Annotated in this window: 16 protein-coding genes and 1 tRNA gene; 3 read left to right on the top strand and 14 right to left on the bottom strand. The window is 40.9% G+C overall.

Features of this window, described 5'->3' with window-relative positions; genetic code table 11:
* Positions 1-261 precede the first annotated feature (261 nt).
* On the top strand, positions 262-2,946 hold the full coding sequence (adhE, locus tag R3X26_RS01805) for a bifunctional acetaldehyde-CoA/alcohol dehydrogenase (RefSeq protein WP_317715400.1): 2,685 nt from the start codon (positions 262-264) through the stop codon (positions 2,944-2,946).
* Positions 2,947-3,077: 131 nt separating this feature from the next.
* Here adhE and R3X26_RS01800 read toward each other — a convergent pair whose 3' ends face one another.
* From R3X26_RS01800 to znuC, 4 genes are all read right to left on the bottom strand, one after another.
* Positions 3,078-3,743: an SDR family oxidoreductase gene (locus R3X26_RS01800; RefSeq protein ID WP_317715399.1), complete on the bottom strand. Its 666-nt coding sequence runs from the start codon at positions 3,741-3,743 to the stop codon at positions 3,078-3,080.
* Positions 3,744-4,062: 319 nt separating this feature from the next.
* Positions 4,063-4,581 (bottom strand): VC2046/SO_2500 family protein, encoded by a 519-nt coding sequence (locus R3X26_RS01795; protein WP_317715398.1) that lies wholly within the window; start codon positions 4,579-4,581, stop codon positions 4,063-4,065.
* Positions 4,582-4,658: 77 nt separating this feature from the next.
* Positions 4,659-5,444: a zinc ABC transporter permease subunit ZnuB gene (znuB, locus tag R3X26_RS01790; protein ID WP_317715397.1), complete on the bottom strand. Its 786-nt coding sequence runs from the start codon at positions 5,442-5,444 to the stop codon at positions 4,659-4,661.
* Entirely contained in the window at positions 5,437-6,219 is a 783-nt protein-coding gene (gene znuC / locus R3X26_RS01785) for a zinc ABC transporter ATP-binding protein ZnuC (RefSeq protein WP_317715396.1), read from the bottom strand. The genes znuB and znuC overlap by 8 nt, the downstream gene beginning before the upstream one ends.
* 80 nt (positions 6,220-6,299) lie before the next feature.
* On the opposite strand from znuC, the gene R3X26_RS01780 reads away from it, so the two are divergent.
* Positions 6,300-7,181, top strand: coding sequence for a zinc ABC transporter substrate-binding protein (locus R3X26_RS01780; RefSeq protein WP_317715395.1), 882 nt, complete (start codon positions 6,300-6,302; stop codon positions 7,179-7,181).
* Positions 7,182-7,393: 212 nt separating this feature from the next.
* On the opposite strand, the gene argS is transcribed toward R3X26_RS01780, so the two are convergent.
* A complete protein-coding gene (gene argS, locus R3X26_RS01775) occupies positions 7,394-9,127 on the bottom strand; it encodes an arginine--tRNA ligase (RefSeq protein ID WP_317715394.1) in 1,734 nt (577 codons plus the stop codon).
* Between the two features lie 212 nt (positions 9,128-9,339).
* Between argS and R3X26_RS01770 the strand changes: the two genes are divergently transcribed.
* Entirely contained in the window at positions 9,340-9,936 is a 597-nt protein-coding gene (locus R3X26_RS01770; protein ID WP_317715393.1) for a VOC family protein, read from the top strand.
* A 64-nt stretch (positions 9,937-10,000) separates the two neighbouring features.
* On the opposite strand, the gene gloA is transcribed toward R3X26_RS01770, so the two are convergent.
* The 9 genes from gloA to R3X26_RS01725 form a co-directional block, all read right to left on the bottom strand.
* Positions 10,001-10,417: a lactoylglutathione lyase gene (gloA, locus tag R3X26_RS01765; protein WP_317715392.1), complete on the bottom strand. Its 417-nt coding sequence runs from the start codon at positions 10,415-10,417 to the stop codon at positions 10,001-10,003.
* A gap of 60 nt (positions 10,418-10,477) precedes the next feature.
* Positions 10,478-11,113 (bottom strand): endonuclease III, encoded by a 636-nt coding sequence (gene nth / locus R3X26_RS01760; RefSeq protein WP_317715391.1) that lies wholly within the window; start codon positions 11,111-11,113, stop codon positions 10,478-10,480.
* 35 nt (positions 11,114-11,148) lie between these two features.
* Entirely contained in the window at positions 11,149-11,838 is a 690-nt protein-coding gene (locus R3X26_RS01755; RefSeq protein ID WP_317715390.1) for an electron transport complex subunit E, read from the bottom strand.
* Positions 11,831-12,466 (bottom strand): electron transport complex subunit RsxG, encoded by a 636-nt coding sequence (gene rsxG / locus R3X26_RS01750; protein WP_317715389.1) that lies wholly within the window; start codon positions 12,464-12,466, stop codon positions 11,831-11,833. Before rsxG ends, R3X26_RS01755 begins: the two co-directional genes overlap by 8 nt.
* 9 nt (positions 12,467-12,475) lie before the next feature.
* On the bottom strand, positions 12,476-13,522 hold the full coding sequence (gene rsxD, locus R3X26_RS01745; RefSeq protein ID WP_317715388.1) for an electron transport complex subunit RsxD: 1,047 nt from the start codon (positions 13,520-13,522) through the stop codon (positions 12,476-12,478).
* Entirely contained in the window at positions 13,522-15,903 is a 2,382-nt protein-coding gene (gene rsxC, locus R3X26_RS01740) for an electron transport complex subunit RsxC (RefSeq protein WP_317715387.1), read from the bottom strand. Before rsxC ends, rsxD begins: the two co-directional genes overlap by 1 nt.
* A gap of 9 nt (positions 15,904-15,912) precedes the next feature.
* Positions 15,913-16,488 (bottom strand): electron transport complex subunit RsxB, encoded by a 576-nt coding sequence (gene rsxB / locus R3X26_RS01735; protein ID WP_317715386.1) that lies wholly within the window; start codon positions 16,486-16,488, stop codon positions 15,913-15,915.
* Positions 16,488-17,069: an electron transport complex subunit RsxA gene (rsxA, locus tag R3X26_RS01730; RefSeq protein WP_317715385.1), complete on the bottom strand. Its 582-nt coding sequence runs from the start codon at positions 17,067-17,069 to the stop codon at positions 16,488-16,490. The genes rsxB and rsxA overlap by 1 nt, the downstream gene beginning before the upstream one ends.
* 191 nt (positions 17,070-17,260) lie before the next feature.
* Positions 17,261-17,336: transfer RNA gene (locus tag R3X26_RS01725), tRNA-Asn, on the bottom strand.
* Between the last annotated feature and the right edge of the window lie 556 nt (positions 17,337-17,892).

The raw sequence follows: 17,892 nt of genomic DNA, 5'->3' as shown, positions 1-17,892 counted from the left end.
TAATAACCATAAATAGGTAATTAAATTCTCAGAACTGATCTGAGTCAATTTCTTTCGAGGCTCGAAATATTATAATCAACCCCGAAAGCTATTTACTAAGTTTGTAGAGTCTTTTCTTTTGAGTACTTAGTGTTGTGCTACAAAATGTGTGTTTATCCCAGTGAGAAAAGCACATTGAATTGAATGCACTATCGAATTGAAAGCGCTTCAATAGTCTTAATAAAGAGTTTTTTAATATTTTTTATTTTATGGAGATTTATTATGCCTGTAACCAATTTAGCCGAACTAGATGCTTTAGTTGCACGAGTGAAAGCTGCACAAGAAGAGTTTGCTACTTTTTCTCAAGAACAAGTAGACAAAATTTTTCGTGCGGCTTCTCTTGCTGCTAACCAAGCACGTATACCTCTTGCTCAGCAAGCGGTTGCGGAGTCTGGCATGGGTATTATTGAAGACAAAGTAATTAAAAACCACTTTGCTTCTGAGTTTATTTATAACAAATACAAAGATGAAAAAACTTGTGGCATCTTAGATGAAGATGACAGCATGGGCACAATGACTATCGCAGAACCTGTAGGAATTATCTGTGGTATTGTTCCAACAACCAACCCCACATCAACGGCTATCTTCAAATCTTTAATCTCATTGAAGACTCGTAACGGTATTATCTTCTCGCCACATCCACGTGCGAAAAATTCGACTAATGACGCGGCTAAAGTTGTTTTAGATGCGGCAATTGAAGCTGGCGCACCAAAAGATATTATTGGTTGGATTGATCAACCTTCGGTTGAGCTTTCTAATGCACTTATGAAACATGATGGTATTGCGCTTATCCTTGCGACTGGTGGTCCAGGTATGGTTAAAGCCGCGTATTCTTCAGGTAAACCAGCTATTGGTGTTGGCGCTGGTAACGTTCCTGTTGTTATTGATGATACAGCCGATGTTAAGCGTGCCGTTGCTTCAATCCTGATGTCTAAGACGTTTGATAACGGTGTAGTTTGTGCTTCTGAGCAAGCTGTGATTGTTATGGACGAAGTTTATGACGAAGTTAAATCACGTTTTGCTACTCACAAAGGTCATGTATTAAGCAAAGCTGATGCAGATAAAGTGCGTAAAGTTCTGTTAATTGATGGCGGGCTAAACGCTAAAATCGTAGGGCAACCGGCTACTGCAATCGCCGAAATGGCAGGTGTTAAAGTGCCAGCAGATACTAAAATTCTTGTTGGTGAAGGTTTGGGTGAAGTGTCTTATGATGATGAATTTGCTCATGAGAAATTATCTCCAACACTGGGTATGTTCCGTGCGTCTTCATTTGAAAATGCAGTAGAACAAGCAGTGACTATGGTAGAAATCGGTGGTATCGGTCATACATCGGGTCTTTACACTAACCAAGATGTAAACGCAGATCGTATTCGTTATTTTGGTGACAAGTTAAAAACAGCTCGTATTCTTGTTAACATTCCAACGACTCACGGTGGTATTGGTGACCTGTATAACTTTAACGTAGCACCTTCTCTAACGCTAGGTTGTGGTTCATGGGGTGGTAACTCTATATCTGAAAACGTAGGACCTAAACACTTAATCAACAAGAAAACTGTTGCTAAGAGAGCTGAAAACATGTTGTGGCATAAATTACCTAAATCAATCTATTTCCGCCGTGGTAGTCTTCCAATCGCTCTTGGTGACTTAGAAGGTAAGAAACGCGCATTTTTAGTTACTGACCGCTTCTTATTTAACAATGGCTATGCAGATGAAATTGTTAGCCTGTTAAAAGCGCAAGGTATGGAAGTACAAACTTTCTTCGACGTAGAAGCGGATCCAACGCTATCTGTTGTTGAAAAAGGTGCAGCTCAAATGCAAAGCTATCAACCAGATGTTATTTTGGCGCTTGGTGGTGGTTCTCCAATGGATGCGGCTAAGATCATGTGGGTAATGTATGAGCACCCAGAAACGCATTTCGAAGAACTAGCAATGCGCTTTATGGATATTCGTAAACGTATTTACAAGTTCCCTAAAATGGGTCAAAAAGCCGAACTTGTTTGTATCACTACCACTTCAGGTACTGGTTCAGAAGTGACACCATTTGCTGTTGTTACCGACGACAAAACAGGTGCTAAGTATCCACTAGCCGATTATGAGTTAACTCCTCAAATGGCGATTGTTGATGCCAACCTAGTAATGAATATGCCTAAGTCTCTAACTGCATTTGGTGGTTACGATGCCGTGACTCACGCATTAGAAGCGTATGTTTCTGTTCTTGCAAACGAATATTCTGATGGCCAAGCTCTTCAAGCGCTTAAAATGCTTAAAGAATATCTACCATCAAGCTATGCGAATGGAGCAAATGATCCAATCGCTCGTGAAAAAGTACACAATGCAGCAACTATTGCTGGTGTAGCGTTTGCTAACGCATTCTTAGGTGTTTGTCACTCAATGGCACATAAAATAGGTAACGCGTTCCACTTACCTCACGGTCTTGCTAATGCACTGCTTATCTCGAACACCGTTCGTTATAATGCAAATGATAACCCTACTAAGCAAACTGCTTTCTCACAATACGACCGTCCACAAGCTCGTCGTCGTTATGCTGAAGTTGCAGATCACTTGGGTCTTTCTCAAGCTGGCGACCGTACCGCTCAGAAAATCGAGCGTTTACTTACTTGGTTAGAAGAGTTGAAAGTTGCGTTGGATATCCCTCTATCTATCAAAGAAGCAGGGGTTGCTGAAGCAGATTTTGTCGCACAACTTGACGCGATTTCTGTTGATGCATTCGATGACCAATGTACTGGTGCAAACCCTCGTTACCCATTAATTTCTGAGCTTAAAGATGTGTTATTGGCTTCTTTCCACGGTAAACCTTATGTTGAAGGTGAAACCTTTGAAGGTACTACTGTTATCAAGAAAAAAGACGACCAAAAACCAGCTGCTAAAACAGAAAAGAAAAAGTAAGTTTGTTGATTGCAAAAAGTGATGAGTAAGAGTTTTCGCTAGCACGTAATTCTTTCTCTTCTAAGGCAGAAAACCCTTTGATATATCAAAGGGTTTTTTTTATATACGTGATAATCAATAATCGGTTTCAATTACATTTCAGCAGCCATCACGCGGCCATTAAAGTATTCATTACACACAATATATTCTGTACTTCGTATTAATTCATCCTGAATTATCGCCCAGTGTTCGCCGTTATTATGTTCCACAGTATGGGCTACACCGGGAATAACGCCTCCCACACGAATGTTAAAAGGCGCTAATTCTTTTGCCCAGCTTTTGGTAAACCCAGAAACCATAGAACTTGCGCTCTCAAATCCCAATTCATTATTTTCAAATGGAAAGGTGATCATGTTAATAATTAATTTTTTCTTTGACGAGTCACGCATATGCTCAGCACAGGCTTGACCAAAACTAAAGATAGGTGCCGCTAGCAGGCAAAGTTGGCTAGAAAAGTCGTTAGCTGTATCTTCACTGGTTAACATCGGAAGCGGGGTACTTGGCCAATAGTTTATTAATATGTCAATGCTGATATTGCGGTTATTGACTAAATCAGAGAAGAGTGAACGAATGGTTTGATCACTGTAATCAGCAATAGGGTAAGCAAGAACGTTATCATTAGTGATTGTTTTGAGCGGAATGGGGTCGGTATCTATAGCAATAACGTGTGCGCCTAAACGACTAAAATGAGAGATTAAAGTTTTGCCTAATTTAGTGCCGGCAGACGTTATTAATATAACAGAACCTTTTATATCCATTTTATCCTCTAATTATTGCCTCGTTACGATAAGTGCTACGTAATCAATAGTGGGTAATAAATAGCAATTAAATTGTGAAAAACATCATGAAATGCATAATTGTGCCTGACTAAATGTTTAAGCTTAGGTTTACCTCACATTGTTAAGTCATTATGAAGGGTTAAGTCATTAAGAACGATTGAGTCGTGAAGAATGGTTTGGTTAACAAGTACAGTTGGGTCAATAACAAAGGTGAATTAAGAAAAAAAGGGTGAACAAAACGATTCTATTAAGTAAAAGTCTCAGTAGGTGTAAGTAAAAATACAGTATGGTGTAGCCGTTAAGCCGACGTATGGATTTGACTTTCTCTTCGATTGACCACCAAGTGCTGATATAAGTCATTAGTTGCTATCGCTGCCTTTTTTGAGGCAACAAGCGAGTGTTGAGCGTGAATAGAAAGGTTATTGTACACCTCTTCTCCAAGATCGCAGGTATGTTCCGTCATGTACGCGAGTGCGTCGGGGTTAAGTTCATGTTGCAGTTTTGCACTAGTAATGCCACCTTGGTGAAAATTGTTGGCAATATGTGCGCTTTTTGCGTAGCTATCTTGGTTTGATCGTAACAACTGTTTTACTGGTATCTGGAATTGGTTGTGTAGTTCTTGTTCTGAAATAGTTTGAGTTGATAATTGATCGAGTGGAGTATTATCACGAACATCATCCGAAAACATAGCAACTAACAGAGCAAAATCGGCGCGTCTTTTTTCGCTTACCGCTTTACAAATAGTTTCACCCATTTGTAGTTGGTTAATCGAACCAAATGAGAATGTCTCAGAATTATCTATTGCGTTTAATTGCATGTTTGCTCCTTGCTCGTTGCTTTTTTATCGGCAATTGAGCGAGAAGCTTTAGGGTTTATTTATCAATGATTAACTTATTATGCACTGGTCTTTTTCAACTGAGAAAGCATAAATATGGCAGCGGAGCAAACGACAACAGAAGGGCCTGCCGGCGTATCATAAAACCAAGAGAGACTGATTCCGAGTAATACAGAAGCACAGCCAATAATGGATGAAAGCATGATCATTCTTTCTGGTGAATGGGAGAATTTCCTAGCGGTGGCGGAAGGAATAATAAGCAATGAGGTGATGATTAGTGCACCGACAAACTTCATCCCGACAGCAATCACAGTTCCAACCAACAACATTAAAATTAATCTCATTAAATCAATATTAACCCCCTCAACAGCGGCCAGTTCCTCACTTATTGTTGTTGATAACAGTGGCTGCCAGAAGTAATAAAGGATGATAGAAATAATCACAACACCAATATAGATGAAGTAAATATCCGAAACAGAAACAGACAATAAATCCCCAAAAAGGTAACTCATTAAATCTATTCTGACATCGTCTAAAAAGCTGACCGCAACAAGACCTAAAGAGAGCGAACTATGGGCGAGAATACCGAGTAAGGTATCGGTACCCACCAATTGTTTTTTTTGCAAACTCACTAATATGATGGCGATAGCTAAGCAGCAAACGATAAGCGCTAAGTAGATATTGATATTGAGTATGATGCCTAATGCTAATCCCAATAACGAAGCATGTGCCAATGTGTCGCCAAAATAAGCCATTCGTCGCCAAACAACAAATGAGCCTAATGGTCCTGCAATAAGAGCAATGCCTAGTCCGGCAAATATAGCGGGTAATAAGAACTCAAGCATGATTATGCTTTACCTCTTGTTGTTCAGAGCAACAATCTTGCTGACTGGTTGGATAACCAGACAAATCGTGTTTATCTTGATGGGAGTGATGATAAACCGCTAACGAATGTTTTGCTTGTTGGCCGAAAAGCTCGACATAAGAAGGGTGAGTACTAATAGACTCGGGTTCTCCTGAACAACAAATATGATGATTAATACAAACTACTTTATCTGTTTTTGCCATGACTAAATGCAGATCATGCGAAATCATTAAGACAGCACAACCAAATCGATGACGTATGGTTTCAACCAAGTTATATAATTCTATTTGACCTTGCACATCTACGCCTTGTGCTGGCTCGTCTAACACTAGCAATTCTGGACGACGCAATAAGGCTCTTGCAAGCAGGACACGTTGGTTCTCACCACCAGATAAACGATGCATATCATTGGTGGCTAAGTGTGTCGCTCCAACCAGTTGCAACGCTTCGGTACGTTGTTGTTGGTTGTATTTACCGGCCAGTTTTAAGAAACGATCAACGTGTAATGGTAGTGTTTCATTTAGTTTTAGTTTTTGTGGGACATATCCAACCGTCAACTTTTTTTTCTTTTTAATTTCACCTTTATCCGGCGTGACTAGGTTCAAAATCGTTTTAATTAACGTCGACTTTCCTGCGCCATTAGGGCCAATTATGGTGGTTATTTCGTTGGAATAAATATCTAGACTGATATTCTTTAAGACGTCGCGGTTATCGAATCGAACACAAATGTCTTTCATGCTCACAAGCAAGGACATGAACAAATCTCATTTACAAGTTAAGTTGTTATAATATAACATCCACTGTGAAATTAAAACCAACTTTATGTGAAGTGAAAATGAAAAGCCTTAGTAAAATTGGCTTGTGTGTAGTGGCATTGCTGTCTCTACCCACTCAAGCCATGACGATCTTAACCAGTATCAAGCCATTACAGTTGATTGTAACGGAAATTACCGACAGTGTTTCAACGCCAGAGTTATTATTAAGTTCTACTGCCTCGCCACACGATTATGCCTTAAAACCGTCGGATTTAAGCAAAATTAAAAATGCCGATTTAGTGGTTTGGTTTGGACCAGATTTGGAACCTTTTTTAACCAAAGTGATTGGTGAATCAGAAAAAGCATTGTGGTTATCCAAAAGCGATATAACGCTACGTTCGTATAGTAAAGCGGGCCATGATGGTCATAATCATGGTAATTTTGATCCACACATTTGGCTTGGACCAATTCAAGCGGAGCAAACGGCTAAGGCTATTGCAGCCAAACTAATAAAGTTGGATAAAGAGAATGCCGCTGTCTATCAAGCCAACTTAGAACGCTTTGTTAGTAATTTAAGTCAAACAGAACAGCAGATTAAAACATTGCTCTCTCCTCACCTAACTAATGGCTACTACGTATTTCATGATGCATATGAATATTTTGAATCGTACTTCGACCTCAATAATCTTGGTCATTTTACCCTGTCACCTGATAGAAAACCTGGTGCTAAGACCTTAATTCAAATTCGTAGTGCGCTAAGAAAAGGCGAAGTTAAATGTGTTTTTTCTGAACCACAATTTGAACCCGCTATCATCGAAACGGTAACCAGAGGGAGTGACGTTTATATTGGTGTTTTAGATCCGCTTGCGACAGATGTTGAACTAAAGAAGGGCGGCTATTTTCAGTTTCTTACTCATTTAGCAAACGATTATGTTGAATGCCTTTCTTATGGTAATGAATAATCGTCACCATTGTGCAGAAGCGTTGGTTCTTGTGAGCTCGATGTAACCATAATACATGCGGTACATCGGCAGTAGACATGAGAGCAATTGGTTTAAATTTGTTATTCGTAATCAGACTCGGTTATCAACAACAAGCCAATAAAAAGCGCTGTACTCACAGCGCTTTCATATAACTTTTTACTTAACAGATTAGAACGTTAGCAAGTGACAACTTACATGCGTTCTAGAGTGTTTATTCCTAATAAAGATAAACCCTGTTTGATGGTTTTCGCCGTTAACGATGCAAGTTTTAAGCGACTTTGCTTAATCGCTTCATTCTCGGTCACTAGAATTGGACAAGCTTCATAGAAACTAGAAAACTGACCCGCTAGCTCGAATAAGTAACTACACATAATATGCGGTTGGCCTTCACGAGCAACCGACTGAACCGCTTCTTCAAATTGAAGCAACTTGGTGATGAGCGCTTTTTCTTTGTCTTCAGAAACAATAATGTCACCAGCAATGTTATCCATTGAAATGTCTGCTTTGGCAAAAATAGACGCAACACGAGTATAAGCATATTGCATATACGGTGCGGTGTTGCCTTCAAATGCAAGCATGTTATCCCAATCGAAAATATAATCGGTAGTACGGTGTTTAGAAAGGTCAGCATATTTTACTGCAGCCATGGCGACAGTAGAGGCGATGCTTTCTTTCTCTGCGTCACCTAATTCTGGATTTTTACTTTCAATCAGTTTTTGGGCACGAACTTGTGCTTCATCTAACAGATCAGCTAAACGAACGGTACCACCTGCGCGAGTTTTAAACGGACGACCATCTTTACCTAGCATCATGCCGAACGCATGGTGTTCCAGTGTGACATTTTCTGGGACGTAGCCTGCTTTACGAACGATGGTCCAAGCTTGCATCAGGTGTTGATGTTGACGCGAATCAATAAAATACAGAACACGATCGGCGTTAAGTGTTTCATAGCGATATTTAGCACATGCTATATCAGTCGTCGTGTATAAGAAGCCACCGTCTCGTTTTTGGATTATGACGCCCATTGCTTCGCCATCTTTGTTTTTATATTCATCCAAGAACACAACTTGAGCACCGTCATCTTCAACGGCTAAACCTTGTTGTTTTAGATCAGTCACAATAGCCGGTAGCATGTCGTTGTACATGCTTTCACCCATCACATCTTCACGGGTAAGTGATACGTTTAAACGGTCATAGTTGCGTTGATTTTGTAACATGGTGATATCAACTAACTTTTTCCACATTTCTGCGCAATATTGATCGCCACTTTGCAGCTTTACCACATAACCACGAGCGCGTTTAGCAAAGTCTTCGTCTTCATCGTACAGTTTTTTCGATTCGCGATAGAAACCTTCTAAATCAGACAGCTCCATCGACACTTCACCTGTCTCTTGCTGAATTCTTTCTAGGTTAGCGATGAGCATACCGAATTGTGTACCCCAATCACCAATGTGATTGGCGCGAATAACTTTGTGACCTAAAAATTCTAAGGTGCGAACAACCGCGTCGCCGATGATGGTTGAACGTAAATGTCCAACATGCATCTCTTTTGCTACGTTTGGTGCTGAGTAGTCTGCCACGATAGTTTGTTGTGGTTGGGTTGCTACGCCCAATCTTAGATCGGCTAATGCGGCTTCTGCTTGGCTTGCTAGGAACTGTTCGCTCAAAAATATATTTATAAAACCCGGGCCAGCAATTTCAGTTTTACTGGCGATGCCATCTAGCTCTAGAACATCAATCACTTTTTGAGCAAATTCTCGCGGATTCATCCCTAGTTTCTTAGCTACGCCCATTACGCCGTTGGCTTGATAGTCGCCAAACTGAGGTTTTGCCGATTGGCGTACTGCTGCTGGGCTGCCTTGAGGTGCGCCAGCGGCGGTAAGAGCCTGAGATACTTTGTCGTTAATAAGTGCTTGGATATTCACACGAGCTTCCTTCAATTCTTAGAATTGTGCAGTAATACGGTTTTATTGTTGATTTGGGTAAATGGCAAACGTATTACATAAATGTTTATAAAATGGCGGTAATAATACCAACTTAATACAGAGGCTAACAGAGCAACAAAAACAAATATTAATACTTTTTTGTCGGTTATTGATAATATCAGCGCCAATTGGTTGAAATGAGTGTATATAAAATGGATAACAGCTTAACTGAATTAGGGTTAACTCCCGAACAAATGCTTGCAGAGGTCGCACCATTTGTTGATAAAATACACGTGTTAGCTGGCGAAATAGGGCTAGACTTAGTTGATTTACAAGCTGACCATATAGCGCTGCGGATTAATCAACATTCATTAGCCGAACAGGCTCATCAAGCTTGGCTTGACTATGGTGAGGTGATTTCTAGCGCGCAGATTAATGGACGACCGATCATTGTTTATCAGTTGACATCGCCTATCGTGATTGGTTGTTGGCAGATCGAATGCTTAGAATTACCTTATCCTGCTGCTGGCAAAGTGTACCCACAACAAGGTTGGGAGCATATAGAATTTGTGATTCCGTCTAACGCGACAACCGCAGAAGATTTTTTACAAGAGCTCATGAATAAGTTCCCGCTTATGAATAAGCGTTGGCATGCTTTAGAACAGCAGGGGGTAAAAACTAAGCTTTCTAGCCCTAAAGGTGAAGGGGAACGACTAGCCAATCCTACGGTAGCGTTTAAAAAATCGGGAGTGTGTATAAAATTGCATCCACACTCACTGAAAAATGTGGTTTTATCTGAATCCGAATAAGATATTTTAATGATAAATCTAGACGCGAACCAGTGACGTGTTCGCGCTAGATATTTAGATTCGCTTATCCTTCCAAACCTTGGCTTGCTTGTTTATTTTGGATTAATTCGATCATGTATCCGTCAGGGTCTTTAACAAAAGCAATTTGAGTTGTGCCACCTTTTACCGGACCGGGTTCACGTGTCACGTTACCGCCTACCGCTTTAATAGCATCACAGGTAACGTAGATATCATCTACGCCAATTGCGATATGACCAAATGCATTGCCTAAGTCATATTCTGTCGTGCCCCAGTTGTAGGTTAGCTCAATCACTGCACCAGTAGATTCATCGCCATATCCAACAAAGGCAAGCGTATATTTATATTCGCTATTTTCATTTCTTCTAAGCAGTTTCATGCCCATTACATTGGTATAAAACTCTATCGAGCGGTCTAGATCACCAACTCGTAACATCGTGTGTAATACGCGACCATTTGACATTGTTCTTCTCCATTATTTTTTTAGACTATTTTGTTTATCTAGTTTGCTTGCTTATTTATATTACGATTCTACTTTTGCAGAATATTCGCATAAGTCTTCAATTATACAGCTGCCACAACGTGGTTTACGAGCAACACAAGTATAACGACCATGCAATATTAGCCAGTGGTGTACATCCAGTTTAAATTCTTTTGGAACCACTTTTAACAGTTTTTTTTCAACGTCATCTACGGTTTTACCCATAGCAAATTTAGAGCGGTTAGACACACGATAAATATGAGTGTCTACCGCAATAGTTGGCCAGCCAAAAGCGGTATTCAAGACTACATTGGCGGTTTTTCTACCGACACCGGGCAGAGCCTCTAATGCTTCACGATTTTCTGGAACTTCACCGTCATGTTGTTCGAGTAACATCCGACAAGTTTTAATAACATTCTCGGCTTTAGAATTAAATAACCCTATTGTTTTTATATACTGTTTTACACCATCGACACCTAGTTCTAATATCGCCTGGGGAGTATTGGCGACAGGGTACAGTTTGTCAGTGGCCTTATTCACACTCACGTCCGTCGCTTGTGCTGATAGTAGTACCGCGATGAGTAGTTCAAAAGGTGAGTTCCAGTGTAATTCTGTTTCTGGATGCGGGTTGTTTTCGCGCAATCGTTTAAGGATCTCAATTCGCTTGGTATTATTCATTGGTTACCTAAAGATACTTTCAATGTTGTACTCAATCAGTTTGTTACTCTGACTCTTTCAATTACTGGTTTTTCAGTTTTTGGTTTGCGCGCCGCAATTTGTGAATCGATAATATTCTTAAATGCAATGATAAAACCAACACCAATAAATGCGCCAGGAGGCAGTAAAGCCAGTAGGAAGTTACTGTCTACCTGAAATAGCTCTATACGCATTGAAGCTGCCCAGCTACCCAGTAATAAATCTGCGCCATCAAATAAGGTACCATTACCCAATACTTCGCGAAGCGACCCTAGGATGACAAGAACAGATGCCATGCCAAACCCCATTGATAAACCATCTATTATGGCAGGAATTGGTTTGTTTTTAGCTGCATAAGCTTCGGCTCTACCAATAATAATGCAGTTGGTCACGATAAGTGGAATAAAAATACCTAATGATAAGTACAAACCATAAGCGTAGGCATTCATTAATAATTGTACACACGTCACCAATGCAGCAATGATCATTACAAAGACAGGTAAACGGATTTCTTTCGGTACATAATCCCTGACTAATGAAACCGTCAAATTGGAACTGACGAGGACAAGAGTGGTTGCTATGCCTAAGCCTAGCGCATTGGTCACGGTAGAAGAGACAGCTAGTAATGGACATAGCCCTAGTAATTGAACTAGAACCGGGTTATTCGCCCATAACCCATTTTGAACCAATGTTTTGGTATTACTCATGATTCTCTCCACAGTCTATTGGTTGGGAGTATAGCGCGTCTTTATTGTTGTTATAAAAAATTACGCTATTTTTTACCGCTTTGACTACTGCGCGTGGTGTTATCGTTGCGCCAGTGAATTGATCAAATTGACCGCCATCTTTTTTTACTTTCCAGCTGTCGAGATTTTCTCCTGTCACTTTCTGTCCGGTAAAACTGTCTATCCAATTGGTAATACGGGTATCAATTTTGTCACCCAATCCGGGGGTTTCGTTGTGATTAAGTACGCGTGTTCCAGTCACGGTTCCCGCATAGTCGATGCCAACAATAATTTTGATTTTTCCACTGTATCCATCTGGTGCGATAGCTTCAAGAGCAATGGCACTTGGCTTACCTTGTAGGGTTGCGACGTAAGCAGGAAGTGGATCAGTACTGCCTAGTTGATCGGATTGATTGACAATACATGCGGAGAACAACTCATTATCATGCAATTGTACGGGAATGACTTGATTTAAAATTGAGCGCAATTGTTCTTGTTCTTGTTTCAATATTGTATCTTGAGTGAAATAGTGGGTGAGTGCGACTAACCCGGTACAGGCGCAAGCAAAAACCGCTAATGTTGCCCCGTTATTTCTTATCGCGGTTAACATATGTTGTCCTTAATGCCCATAGGTTCTTGGTTTAGTGTAATAATCAATTAGAGGGACGGTCATGTTGGCAATCAAAACCGCAAAGGCAACCCCATCAGGAAAACCACCCCAAGTTCTTATTGCATAAACTAGCAGCCCAATAAGGCAACCGAACACTAAGCGTCCCTTTACTGTTGTTGAAGCCGTAACCGGATCGGTTGCGATAAAGAATGCACCGAGCATAGTTGCGCCAGAAAAAAGATTCAGCAAAGGGCTGCCAAAATCAGCTGGCGAAAACACATAACAAAGGCTACTGATAGTAATAAGACCGATTAAAAAGCCAGCAGGAATGTACCACTGTATCACTCGTAACTTTATCAGTAACAGGCCACCGCACAGATAAGCAAAATTAACCCATTCCCATCCAACACCTGCAATAATTGAAAAAGGTGCATGAGACATGAATTCTTGGCTCGGTATATTCAGTGTGACCGATGTCTTAAATGCATCTAATGGTGTTGCCATCGTAATGCCGTCAACTCCCATTCTTATTTGTTGTAACGAAAATCCGTCATCATCAAAGCCAGTAAAAATAAGTTTCCAAGCATCGTATAAGCCAATATCTGCTTGGCTGATCGAGTGCGGTGCTATCCAACTGGTCATTTGTAAAGGAAAAGAGATCAGAAGAACGACGTATGCAACCATCGCTGGATTAAATAAGTTTTGCCCTAGACCACCGTACAACTGTTTCGCCACTACAATAGCGAAGAATAAGCCGATAACCATCATCCACCATGGTGAAAGTGGTGGAATTGCTACGGCTAATAACCAAGCTGAGACGATAGCACTGTAATCTCGCAATGCGCTTAATGGAGAGCGTTTTCGAAACAGCATCACAAGGCTTTCCATTGCAACCGCTGCTACTATGGCGAGTAACATCTGAATGAGCGTTCCCCAACCAAAAAAGACGCTTTGCATGACCAGACCTGGAATTGCCGCAATGGCAACCCACTTCATCAAATCTTTAGTGCTCTTTCGATTGTGAGCATGAGGGGAGCTGGCAATAAAAAAGGCCACTACTCTTTCTCCTTAATGTTAGTGCTGTTTGCTGCTGCGGCTTTTTTTGCTTTGGCGCGCGCAATGGCAGCAGCGACAGCGGCTTTCTTTTTATCTTGTGCTGAATCGGTACTTTGTTGTTGGTCAGATACCGCGTTAGAAGACTCGGTTGATGACTCGGTTGAGCTATTGGCGTCGGTATCGGCATCAGCTTGTTTTGCTTGAGCCAATTTTTTTGCTTTGGCGCGCGCAATGGCAGCAGCGACAGCGGCTTTCTTTTTATCTTGCACTGAATCGGTACTTTGTTGTTGGTCAGATACCGCGTTAGAAGATTCGGTTGATGACTCGGTTGGGCTATCGGCGTCGGTATCGGTATCAGCTTGTTTTGCTTGAGCTAATTTTTTTGCTTTGGCGCGCGCAATGGCAGCAGCGACAGCGGCTTTCTTTTTATCTTGTACTGAATCGGTACTTTGTTGTTGGTCAGATACCGCGTTAGAAGATTCGGTTGATGACTCGGTTGGGCTATCGGCATCGGTATCGGTATCAGCTTGTTTTGCTTGAGCTGATTTTTTTGCTTTGGCGCGCGCAATGGCAGCAGCGACAGCGGCTTTCTTTTTATCTTGCGCTGAATCGGTGCTTTGCGCGGTATTATCTAAGGATTCTTTTTCGCTATCGGCAGAACTTTGGTTAGCTTTCTTCGCTTTACGTTCTCTTGCTAGGCGTTTACGTTCTTCGCGTAGCTTCATCATTTCTGAATTGTCTGGGGTGGCTTGGCTTGTTTGACTGGCGGCTGCTTGCCTCGCTTTGGCTTTGGCAATCGCGGCAGCGACGGCAGGCTTCACCGCAGGAGCGTCAGTTGATGAAGTTTTCTGCGCTTTAACTCTGGTGATAGCAGCCGCTACCGCATCATTAGAGTTATTATCAGGTTTTGCCATCTCTTTGCGTCGGTTTTCAGCAGCTTGTTTAAAGCGGTTTTCTCGTTCCGCTTTGTCTCTTTCTAAGCGGGCCTTACGCTCTTCAAAACGTAATTTTGCCCGTTCGGCTGCTTCGGCTTCTTCTGTGTTAATACGTATTTCTGCTTTAGCTTGACGATAGTAATGGACAAGTGGGATCTCACTTGGGCAGACATACGCACAAGCTCCGCACTCAATGCAGTCGGCTAAATGAAGCTCTTCGCATTTATCGAAATTTTTATCTTTTGCGTACCAAAATAGCTGTTGTGGTAATAAAGAGGCAGGGCAAACTTCGGCGCATTGGCCACAACGAATACAGGCAATTTCATTTTGTTTATGGGCAATTTCTTTCTTAGTCGGAGCCAGTAAGCAGTTAGTGGTTTTAGTTATAGGCACATCTGTAGAGGGTAAGGTGAAACCCATCATTGGGCCACCCATTATAATTCTAGGTAGTTTTTTGTCTGGTTGACAATGAAATTCATTTAATAGTGCTTGTACCGGTGTACCTAGTCTCGCGTTGACATTTTGCGGTTGCTTAAATGCATTTCCGGTTAGAGTAACGATTCTTTCGATTAGAGGTTTACCATCAATAACGGCTTTTTTGATGGCATGCACGGTACCGATATTTTGAACTAATATTCCAATATCAGCAGGAATACCTTTCTGTGGCACCTCTTTATTCGTCAATATCTTAATTAACTGCTTTTCGCCTCCAGAAGGGTACTTGGTTGGGATAGCTCGAATTAGGAGATCAACGTTGAGCGCCGCCACTTCTAACGCCTTGATCGCTTCAGGTTTATTATCTTCTACGGCAATGATGATAAGTTCAGGGTTTAGCATGTGCTTGAGCACATCAATACCTTGAACTATTTCGTCTGCGTGTTCTCGCATCAACATATCATCGGCAGTAATATAAGGTTCGCATTCCGCTGCGTTGATGATAAGGATTTCTGTTTTGGCAATACCTGATTGTATCTTACGCCCAGTTGGAAAACCGGCGCCACCAAGCCCTGAAATACCAGCTTGACGAATGGTGTTTATTAATTTTTCTGGCGAGAGATTTTGAAAATCAGGATGTGGATTTAGCGATATCCATGCATCTTCATTGTCTGGTTTTAAAACAATGCAGGTTTCAGTTAGGCCTGATGGATGAGCGGTTTGTCTTGGTTCTATCGCAATAATTTTGCCCGATGTTGGCGCATGGACAGGTAGCATAAAACTCGCGGTAAATTTAGTCAGCGGTTGGCCTTTTAATACTTTGTCGCCAACCTTGACCAATAGGTCGCCAGGTCGCCCAATATGCTGTTTAACCGGTAGGACCAATTCTTCCGGTAAGCTAGCATTGACTATATCGGTTTGCGTTGATTGTATTTTATTCTCAGGTGGATGAATTCCTCCGGGAAAACTCCAGAGTGCACCATGGCGAATTTGTTCAACTAGCGATACCATCTTTTTCCTTTAACCTATTGATTTCGATTTTTCTGTAACATCAACGACTGGTATGGAGTCGAGTTTCCATTTCCAGGTAGCAGTAGTGGTTTCGATTGGAATCATTTCAATACAATCGGTTGGGCATGGTGCAACACATAAATCACAACCTGTACATTCACTTTTAATCACAGTATGCAGTGCTTTGGTTCCACCTACTATGGCGTCAACTGGGCATGCTTGAATGCACTTAGTGCATCCAATACACATATCTTCATGAATAAAGGCGACCTTTTTGATTGGTTCTGCGCCGTCCTGAGGTTCAAGATCAGGTTCTACCCCCATAAGCTCGGCTATTTTTTCTATAGCGGCTTGTCCTCCAGGAGTACATTTATTAATACTGTCTCCATTGGCGACAGCTTCTGCATAAGGACGACAACCAGGATAGCCACACTGCCCACATTGCGTTTGTGGTAATACAGCATCAATTTGTTCGACAATTGGATCCGCTTCTACTTTAAAGCGAATAGATGCAAAACCGAGAAATGCACCAAAGATTCCAGCAAGTACAGCAATAGCAACTATAGCGATAAGGATGGAAGTCATTACAATTTCACCAAACCAGTAAAGCCCATAAACGCCAACGACATTAATCCAGCGGTGATCATAGCGATAGATGCCCCTCTAAATGGACTAGGAACATCTGCTGCCGCGATTCTTTCTCGCATAGAGGCGAAAAGAATTAAAACAAGAGAAAAACCGACCGCTGCGCCGAACCCATAAATAATGGATTCTATGAAATTGTGGTTCTCGTTGATGTTAAGCAATGCTACACCGAGCACCGCGCAGTTTGTTGTTATTAGAGGCAAAAATATTCCTAGCAACCGATAAAGGGTAGGACTAGTTTTATGCACTAACATTTCGGTAAATTGTACCACAAACGCGATGACCAATATAAAGCTCATCGTTCTCAAGTATTCTATTCCCAATGGTGAAAGTATATAAGTTTCAACCAAATAGGCGCAGACAGAGGCGAGTGTTAAAACAAACGTCGTGGCTAGGCCCATGCCAATCGCTGTTTCCAGCTTCTTGGACACACCCATAAATGGGCACAAACCCAGAAATTTAACCAGCACAAAGTTGTTCACTAGCACAGTGCCGACTAGTAGTAGTAAGTAGTCAGTCATGATGATACGTATTAGGAGATCGTGAATTTTATATTATCTCGTTTTGAGTCACTAATAACAACCGAGAATCTTAAGGGTTTTTAATCAAATGCGTGATTTTTTGTCTTGTAGTGTTTTTTTTACCAATTACGGTGACTGCTAATGCAAAAAAAGCCACATTAGCTAAGCTAAGTGGCTTTTTTTGTCTAATTTGGCTCCCCCTGCAAGACTTGAACTTGCGACATACGGATTAACAGTCCGCCGTTCTACCAACTGAACTAAGGGGGAATAGTTTGAGCACCGAATATTAGCGATGCCAATGAAAACTGTCAACCACAGAATTAAAATCTTTATCAAAAAAAAACAATGATTTTTCTTGATTTTTCTATAAGCCTTATCAATAAAAGGCTAGGCTTACTTATCCACTAAATTTGTGGATAAGTCTGTTAATTAAAATGGGATAAAAAAATAGCAGTAAGATTGAGTTGGCTAAAATAATACTAAATTTCCCCATAACTTTTTGAAATATAAGTTTTTTTATCAAATATTATTTGATTTTTTATTTTTAGCAGAAGTTATTAATAGGTCGTTAAAGCAGCGAATTGATACTAAATTGGGGACAACAAGTGGATGAAATAAATGAAAGGTAATGAGTTAATTCGTGAAAGGGGAGCGATATTATCAAAAATAATTGCTTTGATCTACTGCCAAGAGAGTATTTATTCTATTTTTTATAAGATTGTTTACCAATAACCTATTTAGCTAACTAATAGAACAAAATCCTAGCTTGGGGTACCTAAATTTAGCTAATTAGCCATCGCGTTGTTACCTTAAAATCGTTATC

This window comes from Vibrio sp. TH_r3 (assembly GCF_033101115.1).
Classification (GTDB): Bacteria; Pseudomonadota; Gammaproteobacteria; order Enterobacterales; family Vibrionaceae; genus Vibrio.
This window is presented reverse-complemented; position numbering and strand designations above follow the sequence as displayed.